Origin of the sequence: Tessaracoccus palaemonis (genome assembly GCF_019316905.1) — a bacterium.
GTDB lineage: Bacteria > Actinomycetota > Actinomycetes > Propionibacteriales > Propionibacteriaceae > Arachnia > Arachnia palaemonis.
On the sequence record NZ_CP079216.1, the window covers coordinates 2,507,863 to 2,526,620 of the forward strand.

Genomic DNA, 18,758 nt, shown 5'->3' on the forward strand with positions numbered 1-18,758 from the left:
CTATCGCGTATCCGCGCTAGTGGCAGGGCTATTCGCAGCTGATAGACGGGGAGGCGGTTGTGCCGGCCGTCCCAGTTTCTCGCCCCTATTGGCCACCCATCTGTCCCTGGGAGCGCGGATCCTCACCAGGCTCGATGACCAGTCCTCGCTCCGGTTGGCGTATGCGCGTTGCCCGCCCCCGGGCAACGACCTCAGTTTATGGGCTATTGGCTGCGGTCCCGATCGATCTCCAGGAAGCGCTGATAGATGGGCGACTCCTCTTCGTTGTAGAAGCCCTCGTCGTCTTCCACTCCGTAGATCAGGAGCGCCAGGTCGTGGTCGCCGAGTTGCAACCATTCGCGGTTGACTTCGCCTGGCGATGGATAGGTCAATGAGGCCAGATCGTAGAGCCGGCCGCCGAGTGCCTCCCAAGCGGCATCCATCCCTTCGACTTCGCCCCATTCGAGAGTGTGGCGGGCGCCGTCAGGGTCAGTCCAGTCGAATCGCTCCTCGTCATAGTGGGTGAAGTTGCCGTAGCCACAGAAGATGCTGATGGTGGTGGCGGTCTGACCGGTCTGAGCAACCAACTCCTTAGCTTTCGCCTCGACACGATCCCAGGCAGCGTTGATCTCCTCTTGTCGCTGCGCGAGGCTGATCAGGATCTCCTCGTCCGAGGGCATGGGGCCGACTGCGGGGACAGAAGCGGGTTGAGGCGTAGTCACGCGACCATTGTGGCGCTCTCAGACCCCCTCCGCCCGACCGCACGCAACACTGGCACCTATGTGCCCGTCAGGCTCTGAGTGCTACTCATCCTGGCGCGCAGACCCCTCAATCCTGCGTCCCTGCGCGCTCATGGGGATCGGGTCCGGCGGCCGACAGCGGAGCCTTTGTTCTCAGCGCCGGGGCTAGATGCCGTGGGGGGCCTCGTGGTGTGTGGCTTCGAGGGCGGTGACGGTCAGTTGTGGATCGTTGGGATGTCCGTTGATCTAGGCGGTGCCGCCTGCTTGGCCGGTGTAGCGGACTGCCTGGGCCCAGCGTCGATGCACTCTGCGCTCGGGCATTCCTGACACATGCACTACACATCGTCGGCCACGGCTTCTGCACACAGGGGCGGGCTGGCCCCACAGACTCGTGCATACCTCCTAGGTATACTCAGGAATATGAGCAGAACGACGATCGCAGTCACCAAGCCCCTGCGCGAGCGCATCTCGACACGCGCGCGAGCCGAGCACGTGACCGTCGAACAGTTCCTCAATCGGCTGCTCGACCAGGAGGAGGACCGCCGATTCTGGGCCTCGTTCGAGGATCTCACCCCGGAGAAGTACCGTGCCGCGCTCGTGGAGGACGGCGACGACTGGGTCCTGGACGCCGACTACTCGCCCGAGGAACGAAAGACCCTCGAGGACGAGGCCGATCGATGATCCCAGATCGCGGGAACGTCGTCTGGGCCTCCCTCGAGCCCACCAGCGGCCATGAGCAGCGGTGCCACCGGCCTCATCTCGTACTGTCCGACCGTCGCGTCAACGAACTCTTGGGCATGGTGGTTGCCGTGCCCATGACCACCAAGAGGCGCCCCTGGGCATGGCGAGTGGAGCTAGGCCCTGACTCCTTCGCCATGGCCGAGCAGCCCCGCTCCTTCAGCCTCGAGCGCATCACCCGGATCGACCCCACCGATTACGACACGTCGGAGGTTGCCCGCGCTCTGTTCCGCATCATCGGCGTCCCGATCGACCCTTCAACCTAGCCTCCGATCGCCCCTTCCGTCTAGCCCCCGAGCACCTCCACGGCCACGGGCGTCGTCAGCACGCGGCCCTCGCCGACCACCCGACGCTGCCCGGTGATCTCGACGCTGACGGGCTCGCCCCGGTCCTCGCTGGAGCGCCCGATCGAGAGCCGGATCTCGCCCGGCTCCACGATGCGGCGCCGGTCGACGCCCGTGAAGGACGTGCGGTCCGCGTGCACGCTGAACGTCACGCGGCGCGCCTCGCCGGCCGGCACGTCGACCTTGGCGAAGCCGACGAGCTGCTTGAGCGGGCGGACGACCTCGGCCCACGGGTCCTCCAGGTACAGCTGCACGACGTCCGAGCCGTCCCGCTCCCCGGTGTTGGTGACCGTGACGGACACATCGACGGCTCCTTCGACGTCCATCGAATCAACCGAGGCGACGAGGTCGCCGTGCTCGAACGACGTGTACGACAGGCCGTGACCGAAGGGGTACAGCGGCCGCGGGTCGAGGTTGGAGATGCCGTCGCTGACCCAGCCGAGCAGCGGGTTCAGGTAGGTGCCCGGCTGCCCGCCGCGCAGCGCGGGGAACGCGATGGGCAGGCGGCCCGACGGGTTGGTCTCGCCCGTCAGCACCGCCGTGATCGCGGCGGCGCCCTCGACGCCCGGCATGAAGGCCGAGACGATGGCCGCGGTGCGGTCGGCGTACTCGCCGAGCGCGTAGGGACGGCCGGTGACCAGCAGCAGCACGACCGGGGTGCCAGTGGCCAGCACCCGCTCGACGAGCTCACCCTGACGACCGGGGAGGCGGAGGTCCTCGACGTCGCAGCCCTCGCCCGAGGTACCGATGCCGAACAGGCCTGCGATGTCGCCGACCGTCACGATCGCCAGGTCGGCCGAGGCAGCCAGCGCGACCGCCTCGTCGAGCTGAGCATCGGTGCCGTCGGTGAAGCCGCAGCCGGGCGCGAAGGACACCTCGCCGCCGAGCGCCGCGGGCAGCGTCTCGACCAGGCTCGCGATGTCCAGCCCGGTCTGGCGGCCGGGCAGCTTCGACATGACGTGGTTGGGGAACGAGTAGCAGCCCATGAACGAGCGCACGTCCTCCCAGACCGGGCCGACGACCGCGACCTTCCGGTCGCCGGGCGCCAGCGGCAGCACGCCGTCGTTCTTCAGCAGCACGATGGACTCGTCGGCCATCCTGCGGGCGATGCCCCGGTTGCCGGCGGAGTCGAGATCGCGGTCGGGCGCGTCGCCGCCGGCGGGCCGCCAGTCGGCGTCGAGCAGGCCGAGCTCGGCCTTCTGGGTCAGCGCCCGCAGCGCGGCGCGGTCGATGAGCTCCTCGGTGACGAGGCCGCGCTCGACGGCCTCCACCAGGTCGCCGTACGGGCCGGTCTCCGGCAGCTCGATGTCCATGCCGGCCCGCAGGGCCAGCGCGGCGGCCGTCGCGCCGTCGGGGGCGATCAGATGTGTGTGGGTGAGGAACGGGATGGCCCAGTAGTCGCTGACGACGGTGCCCTCGAAGCCCCAGCGGTCGCGCAGCACCTCCGTCAGCAGCCACGGGTCGGCGACCGACGGCACGCCGTCGATGTCGCAGTAGGAGTTCATCACCGACTTCACTCCCCCGGCCCGCACCGCCATCTCGAAGGGCGGCAGCATGACGTCCTCGAGCTCGCGGCGACCCATGGAGATGGGCGCGTGGTTGCGGCCGGCCCTGGACGCGGGGTAACCGACGAAGTGCTTGAGCGTGGCGTGCACGCCGGCACCCTGCAGGCCGCGCACGTAGGCGGTGCCGAGGCTTCCGACGAGGTACGGGTCCTCGCCGCAGGTCTCCTCGACGCGGCCCCAACGGTAGTCGCGGACGACGTCGAGCAGCGGGGAGAGTCCCTGCTGGACGCCGAGGGCGGCGAGGTCGGCGCCGATGGCGGCGGCCATCTCCTCGATCAGCTCGGGCCGCCAGGTGGCGCCCCAGGCGATCGCGGCGGGGTACACGGTCGCGCCGAGCGTCGTGATGCCGGTGAGGCATTCCTCGTGCGCGATCGGCGGGATGCCGAGCCGCGACGACTCCTGCACCTCGCCCACGCGGCGCGCCAACTCCGCGCGCCCCTCGGCGACGGTCACGGGGCCGGTGCCGAAGATGCGCGTCAGGTGGCCGAGCCCGTCGCGCGTGGTCTCCTCCCAGGAGACGGTGGCCATCGCCGACTCCATCGGCGCCACGTCGTGGTGCTCGACGTCCTCGGCGGCGGGCTCGTCGGCGCGGGGGCGGTTCCAGAAGGAGCCGAGCTGGCCGACCTTCTCGGCCAGCGTCAGCTCGCTCAGCAGGGCTGCGGCGCGCTCGGCCGGGGCCAGCGCGGTGTTGTTCCAGGGATGCATCGGGATTCCTTGGGAAGCGGGCCGGTCAGCCCTTGACGGCGCCCGACAGTCCGCCGACGATGCGGCGCTGCATGGCGAGGAAGAAGATCATGGCGGGGACCATCGACAGGCTGGTGAAGGCGAAGACGCCGGCCGTGTCGGAGGAGTACTGCGTCGAGTAGTCCGCGACGCCCAGCGGCAGCGTGCGCATGTCGCCCTGGAGCAGCAGCAGAGGCAGCAGATACGCGTTCCACGAATTGACGAACGCGAGCACGCCGACGGTGACGAGGCCCGGGCCGGACAGCGGCAGCATCATCCGCCAGAAGACCGTGATGCGGCCCGCGCCGTCGATGGACGCGGCCTCCTCGATCTCGGCGGGGATCTGCTGCAGGAACGGGCGCAGGATGACGATGGTCATCGGCAGCGCGAACGCCGCCTGGGGCAGCGCGACGCCGAACCACGTGTTGCTCATCCCCAGGTCCCTGGAGATGATGATGAACAGCGGGATGACGGCGACGGTCGCGGGGAACAGCAGGCCGAGCACGAAGACCATGTAGAGGGCCTCGCGGCCGCGGAAGCGGTAGCGCGACAGCGGGTAGGCCGCCATCAGCCCGCAGATCACCACGAGCGCGGTGGTCAGCAGCGCGATGGCCAGCGAGTTGAGGCCGTACGTCCAGAACCGGCCGTCGGCGAGCACGCGGGCGTAGTTGTCCCAGACCCACGGGTCGGGCATGCCGGCCGGGTCGGCGGCGAGCTGGGCATTGGTGCGGAAGCCGCCGAGGATCGCGTACAGCACGGGGCCGAGCGAGAACCCTGCGACGATCAGGATGACGAGCCAGACGAGCGGGTTGAAGCGCTTCCGGCGGGACGCCGTCCTCGCCGGCGCGGCGTGGGCGGGGGCGGTGAGCGTGGCAGTGGTCATCAGCGGGCCGCCTTGTCGGCGTAGTCGGGGTTGTCGCGTCGCAGGATGAAGCGCTGGTAGACCAGTGCGAGGGCGAGCGCGACGACGAACAGGATCACGGAGGCGGCGCCGGCGATGCCGTAGTTGGAGCGCCGGGTGCCCTCGTTGATGAGGAAGGTGGCCATGGTCATGGTCGAGTTGGCGGGGCCGCCCTTGGTGAGGATCCAGACCATGTCGAACAGCTGCAGCGAGCCGACCATGGACAGGAAGCCCCAGGTGCGCAGCGTGGGGCCGAGCAGTGGCAGCGTCACGTAGCGCTGCGTCTGCCACCAGGTGGCGCCGTCGATCTGCGCCGCCTCGTCGAGCTCGGCGGGCACTCCCTGCAGGCCGGCGAGGAACAGGATGATCGCCAGACCGAGGTACTTCCAGGTCAGGACGACCATGACGGTCCACATGGCGTACTTCGGGTCTCCGAGGAAGCCCTGTTCGGGACCCTGGATGCCGACCATGCCCAGGATGGAGTCGATCACGCCGTACTGGGGCTGCAGGAGCTGGAACCACACGACGCCGGCGATGACCTCGGCGAGCACGTAGGGGACGAAGACGATCATCCGGAGGATGCCCTGGAACCGCATCTTGCGGTTGAGCAGCAGAGCGACGGCGATGCCGACGGGCAGCTGGATCACGATGGACATCACGACGACGAACAGGTTGTTCAGCAGCGCGCCGACGAAGACGTCGTTGGTCAGGACCGACACGTAGTTCTTGAGGCCGACGAAGTCGACCAGCGGGCCGAAGCCCTTCCAGCGGAAGAACGAGAATTCGACGGCCCGGATCATGGGCCACACGATGAACATGAAGAACAGCACGAGGGCGGGGGCGGTGAAGCCGATCACCTCGAGTGCCATCCGCCAGTCGCGGGGTCGCCGGGTCCGGGCCGGGGAGGCCGGGCGCTGCTCAGAGCGCCCGGCCGCCGCGACGCCCGCACCAGTCGACTCGACAGTGGTGGGGGACGTCATCATCACTTCTCCGCGTCAGCCGCCTGCTGGGTGGCGTCCACGATGTCCTGCGGGGAGGCCTGGCCGGCGAACATCAGCGCGATCGCGTCGTTCATCGCGCCGCCGACCGACGTGCCGAACGCCGTGTCGAAGTAGAGCTGGACGCGGGCCGCGTTGTCGCGGACCTCGAGGAGGTCGGCAAGCGCCGGGTCGGTGACGTACTGCGAGGCGCTGGGGTTGGTCGGCAGGCCCATGTCATTCTCGGCGAACGTCTTCTGCACCTCGTCGGAGAGGAGGTACTTGATCAGCTCGGTCGCCTCGTCGGGGGCGTCCGCCGGGGAGGCCCAGGCGTCGCCGCCGCCGAGCGCGGAGGTCGGGTCGCCGGCCTGGCCGTCGAACGAGGGGAACGCGAACCAGCCGGTGGCGTCGCCCAGGCCCTTGCCGTCCTCGGTCAGGCCCTGCATCACGCCGGGCTCCCAGTGACCGGCGAGCTCCATGGCGACCTTGCCTGTCGCCAGCAGGCCGGAGGCCGAGGTCGGGCCGGTCTGCGCCGGGGTGTTGAGGAAGCCCGCGTTGAACGGCTCGGCCGCGACGAGCTTCTCGAGCTGCTCGCCCGCGGTGACGAAGCACTGGTCGGAGAAGTCGAGGGTCTTGACGGCGTCGTCGAGGACGGCGGAGTCACAGGCGCGCAGCGCGAAGTAGTACCAGTAGTGGGCGGCGGGCCACTTGTCGCCGGCGCCGACCGAGATCGGGGCGATGCCCGCGGCCTTGAGCTTGTCGATCGCGTCGTACATCTCGTCCCACGTCTTCGGGGCCTCGGTGATGCCGGCCTCGGCGAACATGTCGGTGTTGTACCAGAAGCCGACGACGCCCATCGAGAACGGCAGGGCGTAGGTCTGGCCGTCGACCTGCCAGCCGGAGACGTTGCCGCCCAGCTTGGCGATCTCGTCGGAGGCGGACTCGGTGATGTCCTTCACCAGGCCCGCGTCGACCTTGTCGGCCAGCTCGCCACCACCGCGCTCCATGTAGACGTCGGGAGCGTCGCCCGACTGCCACGCGGCCTCGAGGCGCGTGAGCATGTCCTCGTGCGCCATCGCCGTGACCTCGACGGTGACGCCGGGGTGCGCCGCCTCGAAGTCCTTCGCGACCTGGTCGTAGACGCTCTTGCCCGGCTCGTTGTTGGAGTTGTGCCACCACGTGAGGGTGACGTCGCCCGAGGCACCGTCGGTGGTGCTCGTGTCTGAGGCCGAGCCGCCGCACGCCGACAGGGCGATCGCGGCAGCCGCACACAGGCCAAGGATCTGCTTCTTCATTGAAACCTCCAGTTGGTGTTCGCGAAACGTTTCGCGAAACGCTAATACTTTGTATCGTAGTAAAACCATATAGCAAGTCAAGCCCCGGGGCCACGACGACGAGGGTTGTTACCACTCCGTTGCCGACGCCGAAACGGTTTCGGTATGCTGGCCCCGTGCCGAACCCTTCCACGCCCCGCCTCGAGGCGGTGGCCGCGCTCGCGGGAGTCTCGCGAGCCACAGCCTCCAAGGCCCTCAACGGCCGCAGCGACGTCTCTCCCGAGACGCGCACCCGCGTGCTGGCCGCCGCCGAGGAGGTCGGCTACCGCGGGGGCGCCACTCCCGTCGACACACCGCTCATCGCGCTGGTCGCCGACAATCTCGAGACGACCTACACGCTCGACATCCTCAGAGGCGCGACCACGACGTCGATGGAGTTGGGCGTCGGACTCGTGACCCACTACTCCGAGGGCCCGCATCCCGGCACCGCCCCCCTCAGCGACGCGTGGTTCGAACTCGTGAAGGCCAGCCGCTGGCTCGGCGTCATCGTCGTGACGACCCGTCTGTCGCCCCACCAGCTCCAGCTGATCGAGAAACTGGGACTGAAACTTGTCGCGATCGACCCGGCCAACGCACTGCCCGCCAGCACCGCCTCGATCGGCGCCACGAACTGGAACGGCGGCGTCGAGGCCACCAGCCACCTCATCTCGCTCGGCCACCAGCGGATCGCCTTCGTCAACGGCACCACGGGATCCGTGCCGTCGTCCGAGCGTCTCCAGGGCTACCTGTCGGCGCTGTCGATGCACGACCTCCCGCACGACCCGACGCTGGTCGTCGGCGACTACTTCAGCCACGAGGCGGGCGTCGCCGCCGGACTGAAGCTGCTCGGCCTGCCGGCCCACCGTCGGCCGACGGCGATCTTCGCGGCGAGCGACATCATCGCCATGGGCGTCTACCAAGCGGCCCGTCAGCTCGGCCTGCGGATCCCCGATGATCTGAGCATCGTCGGCTTCGACGACACCCATCTCGCCACGCTCGTCAGCCCACCCCTGACCACCGTCCACCAGCCGCTGGCGGCCATGGGCTCGGCCGCCGTCCGCTCGCTCGTGGACATCGCCCACGGCCGCCCCGTCACCGGCGGCCCCATCCGGCTCGCGACCCGCCTCATGGTCAGGGACTCCACGGCCGCCCCGCGTGGATGAGCCCGGCCGTTAGGGCATCCGCTCTCGCGGGCTTACACTTTCCGATGGCCCATTTTCTACATCGGGAGTCCACCACCCATGCCCATCCGCCAAGACCTGCGTAACGTCGCGATCGTCGCCCACGTCGACCACGGGAAGACGACCCTCGTCGACGCCATGCTCTGGCAGTCCGGCGCGTTCCGCGAAGGCTCCGACGTCAACAACCGGGTCATGGACTCGATGGACCTCGAGCGCGAGAAGGGCATCACCATCCTCGCGAAGAACACCGCCGTCAAGCACATCCGCCCCGACGGCACCACCGGCACCATCAACATCATCGACACCCCGGGACACGCCGACTTCGGCGGCGAGGTCGAGCGCGGCCTCGAGATGGTCGACGGGGTCGTGCTGCTGGTGGACGCATCCGAGGGCCCGCTGCCCCAGACGCGCTTCGTGCTGCGCAAGGCGCTGGCGAAGAAGCTGCCGATCATCGTCGTGGTCAACAAGGTCGACCGCCCCGACGCCCGCATCTCCGCGGTCGTCGAGGAGACCTATGACCTGTTCATGGACCTGCTCGACGACGACAGCGCCCACGTGCTCGACTTCCCCATCATCTATGCCTCCGCCAAGGCAGGGCGCGCCTCGCTGACGCAACCCGCGGACGGCGACATGCCGGACAGCGCGAACCTCGAGCCGCTGTTCAGCACCATCTACGACCACATCCCCGCCCCCACCTACGAGGAGGGGGCCACGCTGCAGGCGCACGTCACCAACCTCGACGCCTCCCCGTACCTCGGCCGCCTGGCCCTGTGCCGGATCGTTGCCGGCGAGATCCACCGCGGTCAGGTCGTCGCGTGGTGCAAGGCCGACGGGACCGTCAGCAACGTCAAGCTGTCCGAACTGCTGATCACCGAGGCCCTCGACCGCGTGCCGGCCGAGAAGGCCGGCCCCGGCGACATCGTGGCCATCGCGGGCATCTCCGACATCATGATCGGCGAGACGCTCTCCGACCCGGAGAACCCGAAGCCGCTGCCGCTGATCCACGTCGACCAGCCGTCGATCTCGATGACCATCGGCATCAACACCTCCCCCCTCGCGGGCAAGTCCGGCAAGAACCTGACCGCCCGCCTGCTGAAGGCCCGCCTCGACCAGGAGCTGGTCGGCAACGTGTCCATCAAGGTCCTCCCCACCGAGCGCCCCGACACCTGGGAGGTGCAGGGCCGTGGCGAGCTGCAGCTCGCGATCCTGGTCGAGATGATGCGTCGTGAGAGCTTCGAGCTCACCGTCGGCAAGCCCGTCGTGGTCACCCGCACGATCGACGGCAAGCTGCACGAGCCGGTCGAGCGCCTGACCGTCGACATCCCCGAGGAGTTCGTCGGCGTCGTGACACAGCTCATGGGGCTGCGGCGCGGCACCATGGCGCAGATGGTCAACCACGGCACCGGCTGGGTCCGCATCGAGTTCATCGTGCCGGCCCGAGGCCTGATCGGCTTCCGCACGGAGTTCCTGACCGAGACGAGGGGCACGGGCATCATGAACCACGTCTCCGAGGGGTACGCCCCCTGGGCCGGCGACTTCCGCACCCGCCCCACCGGTTCCCTCGTGGCCGACCGGACCGGCGTGGTGACCAGCTTCGCCCTGTTCAATCTGCAGGCCCGCGGCACCATGTTCGTCTCCCCCGGTGACGAGGTCTACGAAGGCATGATCGTCGGCGAGAACCCGCGCGCCGAGGACATGGACATCAACCCCACCAAGGAGAAGAAGCTCAACAACATCCGCTCCTCGACCGGCGAGGAGCTGGAGCGCCTGATTCCCGCCAAGAAGCTCTCGATGGAGCAGCAGCTCGAGTTCTGCGGTGGCGACGAGTGCCTCGAGGTGACCCCTGCCGTCGTGCGCATCCGCAAGGTGCACCTGAGCGCCAACGACCGCGCCAAGGCGAGGCGGGGCCTCAAGAACAACTGACCCTGCGGGGTTCAGCCCCAACTACCACGCGCGGCGACAAGTATGTCTTGTCGCCGCGCGTGTTACATGTAACGATAGATCATGGCAGTTCGTGAGCGCGTCAGCGAATACAGACGCCGGATGCGGGAACGAGGCTTCCGCCCGGTGCAGGTGTGGGTGCCAGATGTCCGCACTCCTGCTTTCGCAGCAGAGGCCGAGCGTCAGTCGAAGCTGATCGCCGAGCACGAGAGCGCCACCGACGACCAGGCGTTCATTGAAGCCATCTCGGCACCGTGGGATGACGACGAGTGATCCGCGGCGAACTATGGACGGTATCCGGAGGCGTCTACGCCTCGAAACCCCGGCCAGCCCTGATCTTCCAGGATGACGCCTTTACGGCAACGGCGTCCGTGACGGTACTCCCTCTGACGAGCAGCCTCATCGACACACCCCTGCTGCGCGTGCGTGTCCTGGCGGGCGAACTGTCAGGGCTCGCCAGGGACAGCGACGTGATGATCGACAAGATCACCACCGTCCGCCGCTCGAACCTCGCCGAGCGGGTCGGCCGGGTGTCGGCCGAGCAACTGGCAGAGATCGAGCGCGGCGTCATGGCTTTCCTCGGCCTGGCCAGGTAGGCGTTCGCCCTGAGCGAACTATCTAGATATATCTTTGACATATCTAGATAGTTCGCTCAGGCTAGTGTTGTCGGCGCGGTTGAGCGCCGGAAGACAACACGCAAGGAGTCAGTCATGGAATACGCCATGCACCACCCGTTCATGGGACGTCGCCCCCAGATGCGCGACCTTTTCGCAGCCAACGAGGTCGACGACGAGCGTCGCCGCCCCCGCGGCGAGGACCGCCGGGGCGGGGGCCGCGGGCACCGCGGTCACGGCCGCGGCATGGGCCCCGGCTTCGGCATGGGCCCGGGCTTCGGAGGCCCCGGCTTCGGCGGTGGCCGTCCCGGCGGCCGCAAGCGTCGCGGCGACGTACGCCTCGCGGCCCTCCTGCTGATCGCGGAGGCCCCGCGCAACGGCTACCAGATCATCCAGGAGATCGAGTCCCGCAGCGAGGGCAACTGGAAGCCCAGCCCGGGCGCGATCTACCCGGCGCTAAGCCAGCTCGAGGACGAGGGCCTCATCCGGGCCGCCGCCTCCGAGGCCGGCAAGCTCTTCGAGATCACCGAGACCGGTGCCGCAGAGGCCGAGGCCGCCAAGGACCGTCCCGCCCCCTGGGAGAACCAGGGCGACGAGAAGGATCCCGTCCACGCCCTCATGCTGAGCGTCCGCCAGGCCGGTCAGGCCGCGATGGCCATCGCACAGTCAGGCAACCCCGAGCTGATCACCAAGGCCGCCGCCGAGCTCGACGAGCTCAAGCGCCGCCTGTACCAGTTGCTCGCCGAGAACTGATCCACGGCCGGGCCGCCTGAGGGCGGTCCACGCCTGGACCGGTGGCCTCACCGGCCACCCGATGAGGAGCACACTGGCCCCCATGCCGCTCCGCTCCTCCCTCGCCGCAGTGCTGGTCGCCGCGATCTGGGGCATCAACTTCGTCGTCATCGACCTGGGGCTCGGCGGCATGCCGCCCACCCTCTTCGTGGCGCTGCGCTTCGTCGCGGTGCTCGTCCCCGCCATCTTCCTCGTCCCGCGTCCGGTTGCCCGGACGCGGGACGTTGTGCTGATCGGGTGCTTCATGAGCCTCGGCCAGTTCAGCCTCCTCTACACCGCCATCGCGCTGGGCATGCCCGCCGGCATCGCGTCGCTGGTGCTCCAGGCCCAGGTCGCGCTGACCGTCGTGTTCGCGGCCCTCGCGCTGCGGGAGCGCCCGACCAGCAGCCAGCTCGTCGGGGTGCTGATCGGAGCCTCAGGCCTGCTGATCGTCGGGCTCGGCCGCGGCGCGGCGACCCCGGCCGTCGGGTTCCTCGTCACGCTGCTCGCCGCGACGTCATGGGCCATCGGCAACGTCATCGCGCGCCGCGCCGGGGCCACCGTCGGAGCCGGGCCGCTGTCGGGCCTCTCCATGACCGTCTGGTCCGCGCTGGTCGTGCCGCTCCCCCTGCTGGGGCTGTCGCTGATCCTCGACGGGCCGGGCGTCGTCTGGGCGTCCCTCACGCACCTGACAACGGCGCAGCTGCTGTCGACGGCCTACACGGCGTGGCTGGCGAGCCTGGTCGGCTACGGCATCTGGAACACGCTGCTCGCGCGGCACCCGGCGTCGTCGGTGGTGCCGTTCACCATGCTCGTGCCGCCCGTCGGCATGCTGGCCGCGTGGCTCATCGAGGGCGAGTCCCCTGCGCCGCTCGAGGTGGTCGGCGGCGTCGTCCTGCTGCTCGGCGTCGCGGTCACCACTGGTGTGCTGCGCCGTCGCATCTTCAGCCGGGCCGCCTGACCGTCAGAGCGGCGAGGCCTCGCTCTCGGGCGCCGCGTGGTTGCGGCGCCCGAACTGCACGATCTCCGGGTCGACGATGCCGATGGCGTCGACGTCCTTGCCGTCGTAGTCGTGGAGGCTGAGGAACAACCGGATGGCGTTGAGGCGGGCACGCTTCTTGTCGTTGGACTTGATGCGGTACCAGGGCGCCAGGTCGGTGTCGGTGTACTTCAGCATGGCGTTCTTGGCCTCGGTGTAGTCCTCCCAGCGGTCGAGAGACTCCAGGTCCATCGGGGACAGCTTCCACCGTCGGACGGGGTCGATCTGCCGGATGGCGAAGCGGGTGCGCTGCTCGCGCTGCGTGACGGAGAACCAGAGCTTGGTCACAGTCATGCCCGACTCGATGAGCATCTCCTCGAAGACCGGCGCCTGCCGGACGAAGATCTGGTATTCCTCGTCGGTGCAGAAACCCATCACCTTCTCGACGCCCGCCCGGTTGTACCAGGACCTGTCGAACAGAACGATCTCACCGTTGGTGGGCAGGTGCGCGATATAGCGCTGGAAGTACCACTGGCCGCGCTCGCGCTCGGTCGGCTTCGTCAGCGCGACTGTGCGCGCGGTGCGCGGGTTGAGGTGCTCGGTGAACCTCTTGATCGCGCCGCCCTTGCCGGCGGCGTCGCGCCCCTCGAACAGAATGATGTGCCGGGTGCCGCGGTCCTGGGCCGAGTACTGGAACTTCAGCAGCTCGATCTGCAGCTTCCGCTTGGCCGCCTCGTACTCCCTGCGGCCGAGCAGCTCGTCGTACGGGTAGCGGTCCCGCCAGGTCTCGACGGCCTTGCCCATCGGGTCGATCAGGTACGGGTCCTCGTCGGACAGCCCGGCGAGCTCGTACCCGTCGGCGACGAGCTGGTCGATGTACTCACGTAGTCCCTGCTGACTCATGGGTCCAGTTTTCCAGCCATTGGTGAACGCCGCCTGAACTCAGCCCAAACGGATGACCCGGCTGCCCGTTCACCCAATACCCTGGGGCCATGACTGACATCGGTTTCAAGGGATCCACCGTCCACTCCGTCGGCTCGCTGCCCGAAGTGGGCTCCAAGGCCCCCGACTTCGAGGTCACCGGCCTCGACTTCTCCCCCATCACCAACGCCGACTTCGCCGGCTCCACGCTCGTCATCAACATCTTCCCGTCGGTCGACACCGGCGTCTGCGCCATGTCGGTGCGCCGCTTCAACGAACTGGCCGCCGGCCTCGACGGCGTCAAGGTGCTGTGCGTCTCCCGCGACCTGCCGATGGCGCTCGGCCGCTTCTGCGGCGCCGAGGGCATCGAGAACGTCACCGTCGCCTCAGACTTCCGGACCGACTTCGGCGAGAAGTACGGCGTCACGTTCGCCGATGGCGGCTTCAAGGGGCTGCTCAGCCGTTCGGTCGTCGTGCTCGACGCTGACGGCACCGTCCTCTACACGCAGCAGGTCGCCGACACCGGCACCGAGCCCGACTACGACGCGGCCCTGGCGGCCGTCGCCTGACCTCAACGCCGACGGGGCAGCTTCAGGGTGTCGCGCGTCGACCTCGCCACGCCGGCGGGGCGCGACGCGCGCACCATGAGCGCGGCCCCGGCCCATAGGCTGACCACGCCCACCGTCGACAGCGGCGCCCTCACGTCGAACATGGCCCCGTGGTTCCACACCAGCATGGAGCCGGCGATCATCACGCAGAACGACAGCAGGGCCAGGTCGCGGTCCTGCTGCTCCCCCAACGGCGGGATGAGCTTGAACTCCACCCAGCCGACGGCCGGCGCGACGACGGACAGCACCGCGAGGCCCGCCGCGATCACCAGCGCCTGCGAGAGCAGGAGCCACGACAGGGACGGCACGAACGTCGAGACCGTCAGCAGCGCCATGCCGCCGATGGCCAGGCACGGGATGTGCCACAGGTAGATGGTCATCGCCAGCGCGTTGATGGTTCCCACGAGCTTCTCCGCGCGCGGGCGCATGTTCCGCAGCACACCTGAGCGCTCGACGAGCCCCATCACCGCGGCCTGCGCCACGCCCAGCAGCGCCATCGCCAGCGTCGGCGGGAGGTGGTTCGCCACGGGCATGTTGCCGAAGCCCACGGCGCTGGGCGGGTAGCCGAACAGGAACACCAGCACTGCGATGCCGCCCGCGGCGAGCCCGAGCAGGATCCAGGTCCTCATCACCGGCCCGGTCCGGAACCAGCCGCGCTGGTAGCCGATGCCCAGCTGGTGGCACAGCAGCCAGACCAGGAACATGTTCAGCTCGCCGAGCCCGCGCAGCTGATGCCCGAAGACGCCGCGGTCGACGATGACGATGGCGACCATGAAGACCACGAGGACCCAGGCGCCGAACCTGTCGTGCAGACGGACCAGGAACGGGGCGAACAGCACGATCACCAGGTAGACGGAGATGAACCACAGCAGCCGCATGAAGTGCGTGCTGGCCTGGTAGGCGTAGTCGAAGAAGCCAAGCCACCCCGCCACGCTGGCCACCACGGCGAAGAACGTCACGAACAGCGTGAGCCCGCCAGTCAGCCGTCTGCCCCGGTTGGCCAGGTAATGCGAGAACCCGGTGCCGCGCGCGTACATCTTGTCGACGATCAACGCGTTCGCGAAGCCCCCGCAGACGAAGAAGGCCGGCATGGCCATCAGGAGCCACGAGGCGAAGAACACCCACGACGGCGGGGACCACTGCGTGATGTAGAGAGACCCGTCGAGGGTCAGGTGAGCGGTGTAGAGGAGGCCGTGAAAGACCACGACGATCAGCACCGAGAGCGCGCGGGTGACGTCGACCGTGTGGTTCCGTCCGATCTCCGCGCTCACCCGGCAAGCATGCCAGAGGCTCTCACGCCGTCTCGCGCACCACCAGCTCCGTCGGCAGGATGACGGAGTCGACCTCGCGCCCGTCGATCCCTGCGAGGACCAGCTCGACCATGGCGCGCGAGATCTCGGCCCACGGCTGCCTCATGGTGGTCAACGGCGGGTCGTGGCTCTCCGCGAGCCCGGAATCGTCGAAGCCAGCCACCGCGACGTCGCCCGGCACCGAGTAGCCGGCGTGGCGCAGCGCGGTGATGGCTCCGACCGCGATGATGTCGGAGGCCGCGAACACGGCGTCCGGGGCCCCGGAGCGCTCGAGGATCCGGGCCATCGCCCTGCCCCCGGCTTCGCTGGAGTAGGTGTCCTGCTCCACGAGGGCCGGGTCGAACAGTGTCCCCATCTCGGCCCGGAAACCGTCGAGGCGGTAGCGCCCGCCGGGCGTGTCGTTCGGCCCGGTGATGATCGCGATGCGGCGATGCCCCTTGTCGAGAAGGTACCGGGTCATGATGCGGGCCGATCCGGCCTCATCGACGGCTACCGTGGGGATCTCGCTCTCCAGCCCGAGCGGGCTGCCGGTGCTCACCGTCGGCACCCTGGCAGCCAGCAGGGAGAGCAAGAGTGGGTTCGCCTCGTGAGAGGAGATCAGCATGACGCCGTCCACGTGCCCGGCGCGCACGAAACGCTCGACGTTCTTCCGCTCTGCCTCGGTGTCGGCGATGACCAGCACGAGTGTCTTGTCGTGCTGTGCCAGCGCCTCGGTGGCTCCCCGCAGCAGTCGCGCGAACGTCGGGTCGGAGAAGAGCAGGTGGTGCGGCTCGGTCAGCAGGAACGCGACGGAGTCGGCGCGGCCGGTTGCCAGCGAGCGGGCGGCGTGGTTGGCCGTGTATCCCGTCCGGGCGACGGCGGCCTCCACCGCTGCACGCGCCTCGGGAGAGACCCAGTGACCGCCGTTGAGGACGCGCGAGACCGTGCCATACGAGACGCCCGCCACCGCGGCGACGTCCCGGATGGTCAGCCTCTTCGCCTGGCCTTGTCCCGTCACGCAGCGCACTCTACCCCGTTGCCGGGAGCTTCCGCTTCTTCTGTAACGGGTCACAGTTTGGTAACGCCACTCGACATCTGCAGCGCTCACATTCTAGTATTGCGAGCGTTGTAACCGGTCACAGTTTGACCGCGCTCTGACCCGAGGATGTGTCTGTCTATGACTTCCATGCCCTGGCCCGGTGGGATCGCCTACGGAGGCGACTACAACCCCGAGCAGTGGCCCCGCCACGTGTGGCGCGAGGACGTCGCGCTGATGCGCGAGGCCGGCGTGAACCTGGTGAGCGTCGGCATCTTCTCCTGGGCCCTGATCGAGACCTCCGAGGGGGTCTTCGACTTCGCGTGGCTCGACGAGATCATCGACCTGCTGCACACCAACGGCATCAGCGTCGACCTCGGCACCCCCACCGCCTCCCCGCCCGCCTGGTTCTTCGCCACGTACCCCGAGGCGCGGGCCGTGAACGCCGACGGGGTCCCGATGGGCTTCGGCGCGCGCGGCATGGCGTCGCACTCGTCCCCGGCCTACCGTGCCGCCGCCACCCGCATCGCGGGAGAGCTGGCGCGCCGCTACGCCGACCACCCCGCCGTGGTCATGTGGCACATCCACAACGAGTACGGCGTGCCCGTCGGCGAGGACTTCTCCGACGCCTCCAAGCTCGCCTGGCGCGAATGGCTGCAGGCCCGCCACGGCGACCTCGACGGCCTCAACGCCGCCTGGGGCACCGCCTTCTGGAGCCAGCACTACGGGTCCTGGGAGCACGTGGGCGTCCCCGCCACCGCACCGTCGGTCATCAACCCTGGCATGCTGCTCGACTGGGCGCGATTCACCGACCACCAGCTGCGCGAGTGCTTCATCGCGGAGCGCACGGCCATCCGCGAGCACGCCACGCAGCCCGTCACCACCAACTTCATGGCGAACCAGCACGGCGGCTGCGACCTGTGGGCGTGGGCCCGCGAGGTCGACATCGTCTCGGACGACCACTACCTGTGGGCGGCCGACGAGGAGGCCGAGATCGGGCTGGCCATCGCGGCAGACCTGACGCGCTCCGTCGGCGGCGGCAACCCGTGGATCCTGATGGAGCACTCCACGTCGGCGGTGAACTGGCAGCCGCGCAACATCGCCAAGCGACCGGGCGAGATGGCCCGCAACTCTCTGTCGCACCTGGGCCGCGGCGCCGACGGCATCCTGTTCTTCCAGTGGCGCGCAGGCCGCTCCGGGGCGGAGAAGTTCCACTCGGCGATGCTGCCGCACGCGGGCACGGAGTCCCGCGTGTTCCGCGAGGTCGTCGACCTGGGCGCCAAGCTCGGCAGGCTCGCCGAGGTGCGCGGCTCCCGCGTCGTCTCGCAGGCCGCGATCCTGTGGGACTACGAGTCGCACTGGGCCCAGGGCCTCGAGTGGCGTCCCTCCGAGGACCTCGGCGCCCTCGAGCGCACCCGCGCCTACTACGAGCGCCTGTGGCGCGACGGCATCACCATCGACTTCGCGCACCCCGACCAGGACCTCAGCGCGTACCCGCTGGTCATCGCGCCGGCGCAGTACCTCCTCACCCTCGAGCAGGCCGCGAAGCTCAACGCCTACGTCGAGGCCGGAGGCACGCTGGTCGTGTCGTACTTCTCCGCCGTCGTCGATGAGAATGACCGGGTCCACGAGGGCGGCTTCCTGCGGCCCCTCGAGCCGGCGCTGGGCGTCTGGGTCGAGGAGCACCTCCCCATGCGCGAGCACGCCGTCGGCGCCGTCGAGCTCGACGGGTACCAGCTGAACGTCGACGTGTGGCAGGAACACCTCGTGGTGACCGGCGCCGACATCGTCGGCACCTACACCGCTGGCCCCGGCCGCGGCCTGGCAGCCGTGACCCGGAACGCGCACGGCAGCGGCACCGGCTGGTACGTCAGCACGCGTCCCGACGCAGAGGGCCTGCGGGCCGTCATGCAGCGCGTCTACGCCGACGCGGGCATCGTTCCGCTCGACCTGCCGCGCGGCGTCGAGGCCGTCACGCGACGCGGCGAGTCGGCCGACTACCTCGTCGCGATCAACCATTCCGAGGCCACCGTCGAGATCCCTGCCGAGGGGACCGACCTCCTGACCGGGGACGCCGTCGCCGGTCTCCTCACCCTGCCGGGCGGCGGCGTCGCCGTCGTCCGGGTTTGACCACAGTT

The 18,758-nt window shown here is 69.0% G+C and carries 18 protein-coding genes; 10 read left to right on the forward strand and 8 right to left on the reverse strand.

Annotation, left to right across the window (positions count from 1 at the left end; translation table 11 throughout):
* Positions 1-203: 203 nt before the first annotated feature.
* Positions 204-701, reverse strand: a complete 498-nt coding sequence (locus tag KDB89_RS11420; protein ID WP_219081138.1) for a hypothetical protein — start codon at positions 699-701, stop codon at positions 204-206.
* Between the two features lie 438 nt (positions 702-1,139).
* Between KDB89_RS11420 and KDB89_RS11425 the strand changes: the two genes are divergently transcribed.
* Together KDB89_RS11425 and KDB89_RS11430 are read left to right on the forward strand one after the other, a co-directional pair.
* On the forward strand, positions 1,140-1,400 hold the full coding sequence (locus KDB89_RS11425) for a hypothetical protein (RefSeq protein WP_219081140.1): 261 nt from the start codon (positions 1,140-1,142) through the stop codon (positions 1,398-1,400).
* Positions 1,397-1,723 carry a type II toxin-antitoxin system PemK/MazF family toxin gene (locus tag KDB89_RS11430; RefSeq protein WP_219081142.1) on the forward strand — a complete coding sequence of 109 codons (327 nt, stop codon included), beginning with the start codon at positions 1,397-1,399 and terminating at the stop codon, positions 1,721-1,723. Before KDB89_RS11425 ends, KDB89_RS11430 begins: the two co-directional genes overlap by 4 nt.
* 20 nt (positions 1,724-1,743) lie before the next feature.
* Here the strand turns inward: KDB89_RS11430 and KDB89_RS11435 are convergent, their stop codons facing one another.
* From KDB89_RS11435 to KDB89_RS11450, 4 genes are read right to left on the reverse strand one after another with little or no spacing between them, the layout of a single operon-like run.
* On the reverse strand, positions 1,744-4,071 hold the full coding sequence (locus tag KDB89_RS11435; RefSeq protein WP_219081144.1) for a glycoside hydrolase family 3 N-terminal domain-containing protein: 2,328 nt from the start codon (positions 4,069-4,071) through the stop codon (positions 1,744-1,746).
* Positions 4,072-4,096: 25 nt separating this feature from the next.
* Positions 4,097-4,972: a carbohydrate ABC transporter permease gene (locus KDB89_RS11440; protein WP_219081146.1), complete on the reverse strand. Its 876-nt coding sequence runs from the start codon at positions 4,970-4,972 to the stop codon at positions 4,097-4,099.
* Entirely contained in the window at positions 4,972-5,970 is a 999-nt protein-coding gene (locus KDB89_RS11445) for a carbohydrate ABC transporter permease (RefSeq protein ID WP_255555896.1), read from the reverse strand. Before KDB89_RS11445 ends, KDB89_RS11440 begins: the two co-directional genes overlap by 1 nt.
* A gap of 2 nt (positions 5,971-5,972) precedes the next feature.
* Entirely contained in the window at positions 5,973-7,262 is a 1,290-nt protein-coding gene (locus KDB89_RS11450) for an extracellular solute-binding protein (protein WP_255555897.1), read from the reverse strand.
* A 155-nt stretch (positions 7,263-7,417) separates the two neighbouring features.
* On the opposite strand from KDB89_RS11450, the gene KDB89_RS11455 reads away from it, so the two are divergent.
* The 6 genes from KDB89_RS11455 to KDB89_RS11480 all read left to right on the forward strand — a co-directional run bounded on the left by KDB89_RS11455 (position 7,418) and on the right by KDB89_RS11480 (position 12,748).
* Positions 7,418-8,443: a LacI family DNA-binding transcriptional regulator gene (locus KDB89_RS11455; protein WP_219081152.1), complete on the forward strand. Its 1,026-nt coding sequence runs from the start codon at positions 7,418-7,420 to the stop codon at positions 8,441-8,443.
* A gap of 78 nt (positions 8,444-8,521) precedes the next feature.
* Positions 8,522-10,384, forward strand: coding sequence for a translational GTPase TypA (gene typA, locus KDB89_RS11460; protein WP_219081154.1), 1,863 nt, complete (start codon positions 8,522-8,524; stop codon positions 10,382-10,384).
* 81 nt (positions 10,385-10,465) lie between these two features.
* Positions 10,466-10,675, forward strand: coding sequence for an antitoxin MazE family protein (locus tag KDB89_RS11465; RefSeq protein ID WP_255555898.1), 210 nt, complete (start codon positions 10,466-10,468; stop codon positions 10,673-10,675).
* A complete protein-coding gene (locus tag KDB89_RS11470; RefSeq protein WP_219081156.1) occupies positions 10,672-10,998 on the forward strand; it encodes a type II toxin-antitoxin system PemK/MazF family toxin in 327 nt (108 codons plus the stop codon). Before KDB89_RS11465 ends, KDB89_RS11470 begins: the two co-directional genes overlap by 4 nt.
* A gap of 114 nt (positions 10,999-11,112) precedes the next feature.
* On the forward strand, positions 11,113-11,769 hold the full coding sequence (locus KDB89_RS11475) for a PadR family transcriptional regulator (RefSeq protein WP_219081158.1): 657 nt from the start codon (positions 11,113-11,115) through the stop codon (positions 11,767-11,769).
* Between the two features lie 82 nt (positions 11,770-11,851).
* A complete protein-coding gene (locus tag KDB89_RS11480; protein WP_219081160.1) occupies positions 11,852-12,748 on the forward strand; it encodes an EamA family transporter in 897 nt (298 codons plus the stop codon).
* A gap of 3 nt (positions 12,749-12,751) precedes the next feature.
* On the opposite strand, the gene ppk2 is transcribed toward KDB89_RS11480, so the two are convergent.
* Entirely contained in the window at positions 12,752-13,669 is a 918-nt protein-coding gene (ppk2, locus tag KDB89_RS11485; protein WP_219081162.1) for a polyphosphate kinase 2, read from the reverse strand.
* Positions 13,670-13,758: 89 nt separating this feature from the next.
* On the opposite strand from ppk2, the gene tpx reads away from it, so the two are divergent.
* Complete coding sequence (tpx, locus tag KDB89_RS11490) at positions 13,759-14,256, forward strand: thiol peroxidase (RefSeq protein ID WP_219081164.1); 498 nt, start codon at positions 13,759-13,761, stop codon at positions 14,254-14,256.
* 2 nt (positions 14,257-14,258) lie between these two features.
* On the opposite strand, the gene KDB89_RS11495 is transcribed toward tpx, so the two are convergent.
* Together KDB89_RS11495 and KDB89_RS11500 are read right to left on the reverse strand one after the other, a co-directional pair.
* Positions 14,259-15,566, reverse strand: a complete 1,308-nt coding sequence (locus KDB89_RS11495; RefSeq protein WP_219081165.1) for an acyltransferase family protein — start codon at positions 15,564-15,566, stop codon at positions 14,259-14,261.
* Positions 15,567-15,588: 22 nt separating this feature from the next.
* Positions 15,589-16,602 carry a LacI family DNA-binding transcriptional regulator gene (locus KDB89_RS11500; protein ID WP_219081167.1) on the reverse strand — a complete coding sequence of 338 codons (1,014 nt, stop codon included), beginning with the start codon at positions 16,600-16,602 and terminating at the stop codon, positions 15,589-15,591.
* Between the two features lie 159 nt (positions 16,603-16,761).
* Here KDB89_RS11500 and KDB89_RS11505 point away from each other — a divergent pair, with 159 nt between their 5' ends.
* Complete coding sequence (locus tag KDB89_RS11505) at positions 16,762-18,750, forward strand: beta-galactosidase (RefSeq protein WP_219081169.1); 1,989 nt, start codon at positions 16,762-16,764, stop codon at positions 18,748-18,750.
* Positions 18,751-18,758 lie beyond the last annotated feature (8 nt).

Bases quoted from the DNA above. Each gene is read 5' to 3' on its own strand.
- KDB89_RS11430 (WP_219081142.1), top strand. From the start codon at position 1,397: ATGATCCCAGATCGCGGGAACGTCGTCTGGGCCTCCCTCGAGCCCACC.
- KDB89_RS11465 (WP_255555898.1), top strand. From the start codon at position 10,466: ATGGCAGTTCGTGAGCGCGTCAGCGAATACAGACGCCGGATGCGGGAA.
- KDB89_RS11480 (WP_219081160.1), top strand. From the start codon at position 11,852: ATGCCGCTCCGCTCCTCCCTCGCCGCAGTGCTGGTCGCCGCGATCTGG.
- KDB89_RS11425 (WP_219081140.1), top strand. From the start codon at position 1,140: ATGAGCAGAACGACGATCGCAGTCACCAAGCCCCTGCGCGAGCGCATC.
- KDB89_RS11450 (WP_255555897.1), bottom strand. From the start codon at position 7,262: ATGAAGAAGCAGATCCTTGGCCTGTGTGCGGCTGCCGCGATCGCCCTG.
- KDB89_RS11445 (WP_255555896.1), bottom strand. From the start codon at position 5,970: ATGACGTCCCCCACCACTGTCGAGTCGACTGGTGCGGGCGTCGCGGCG.
- ppk2 (WP_219081162.1), bottom strand. From the start codon at position 13,669: ATGAGTCAGCAGGGACTACGTGAGTACATCGACCAGCTCGTCGCCGAC.
- KDB89_RS11475 (WP_219081158.1), top strand. From the start codon at position 11,113: ATGGAATACGCCATGCACCACCCGTTCATGGGACGTCGCCCCCAGATG.
- tpx (WP_219081164.1), top strand. From the start codon at position 13,759: ATGACTGACATCGGTTTCAAGGGATCCACCGTCCACTCCGTCGGCTCG.
- KDB89_RS11505 (WP_219081169.1), top strand. From the start codon at position 16,762: ATGACTTCCATGCCCTGGCCCGGTGGGATCGCCTACGGAGGCGACTAC.
- KDB89_RS11440 (WP_219081146.1), bottom strand. From the start codon at position 4,972: ATGACCACTGCCACGCTCACCGCCCCCGCCCACGCCGCGCCGGCGAGG.
- KDB89_RS11435 (WP_219081144.1), bottom strand. From the start codon at position 4,071: ATGCATCCCTGGAACAACACCGCGCTGGCCCCGGCCGAGCGCGCCGCA.
- typA (WP_219081154.1), top strand. From the start codon at position 8,522: ATGCCCATCCGCCAAGACCTGCGTAACGTCGCGATCGTCGCCCACGTC.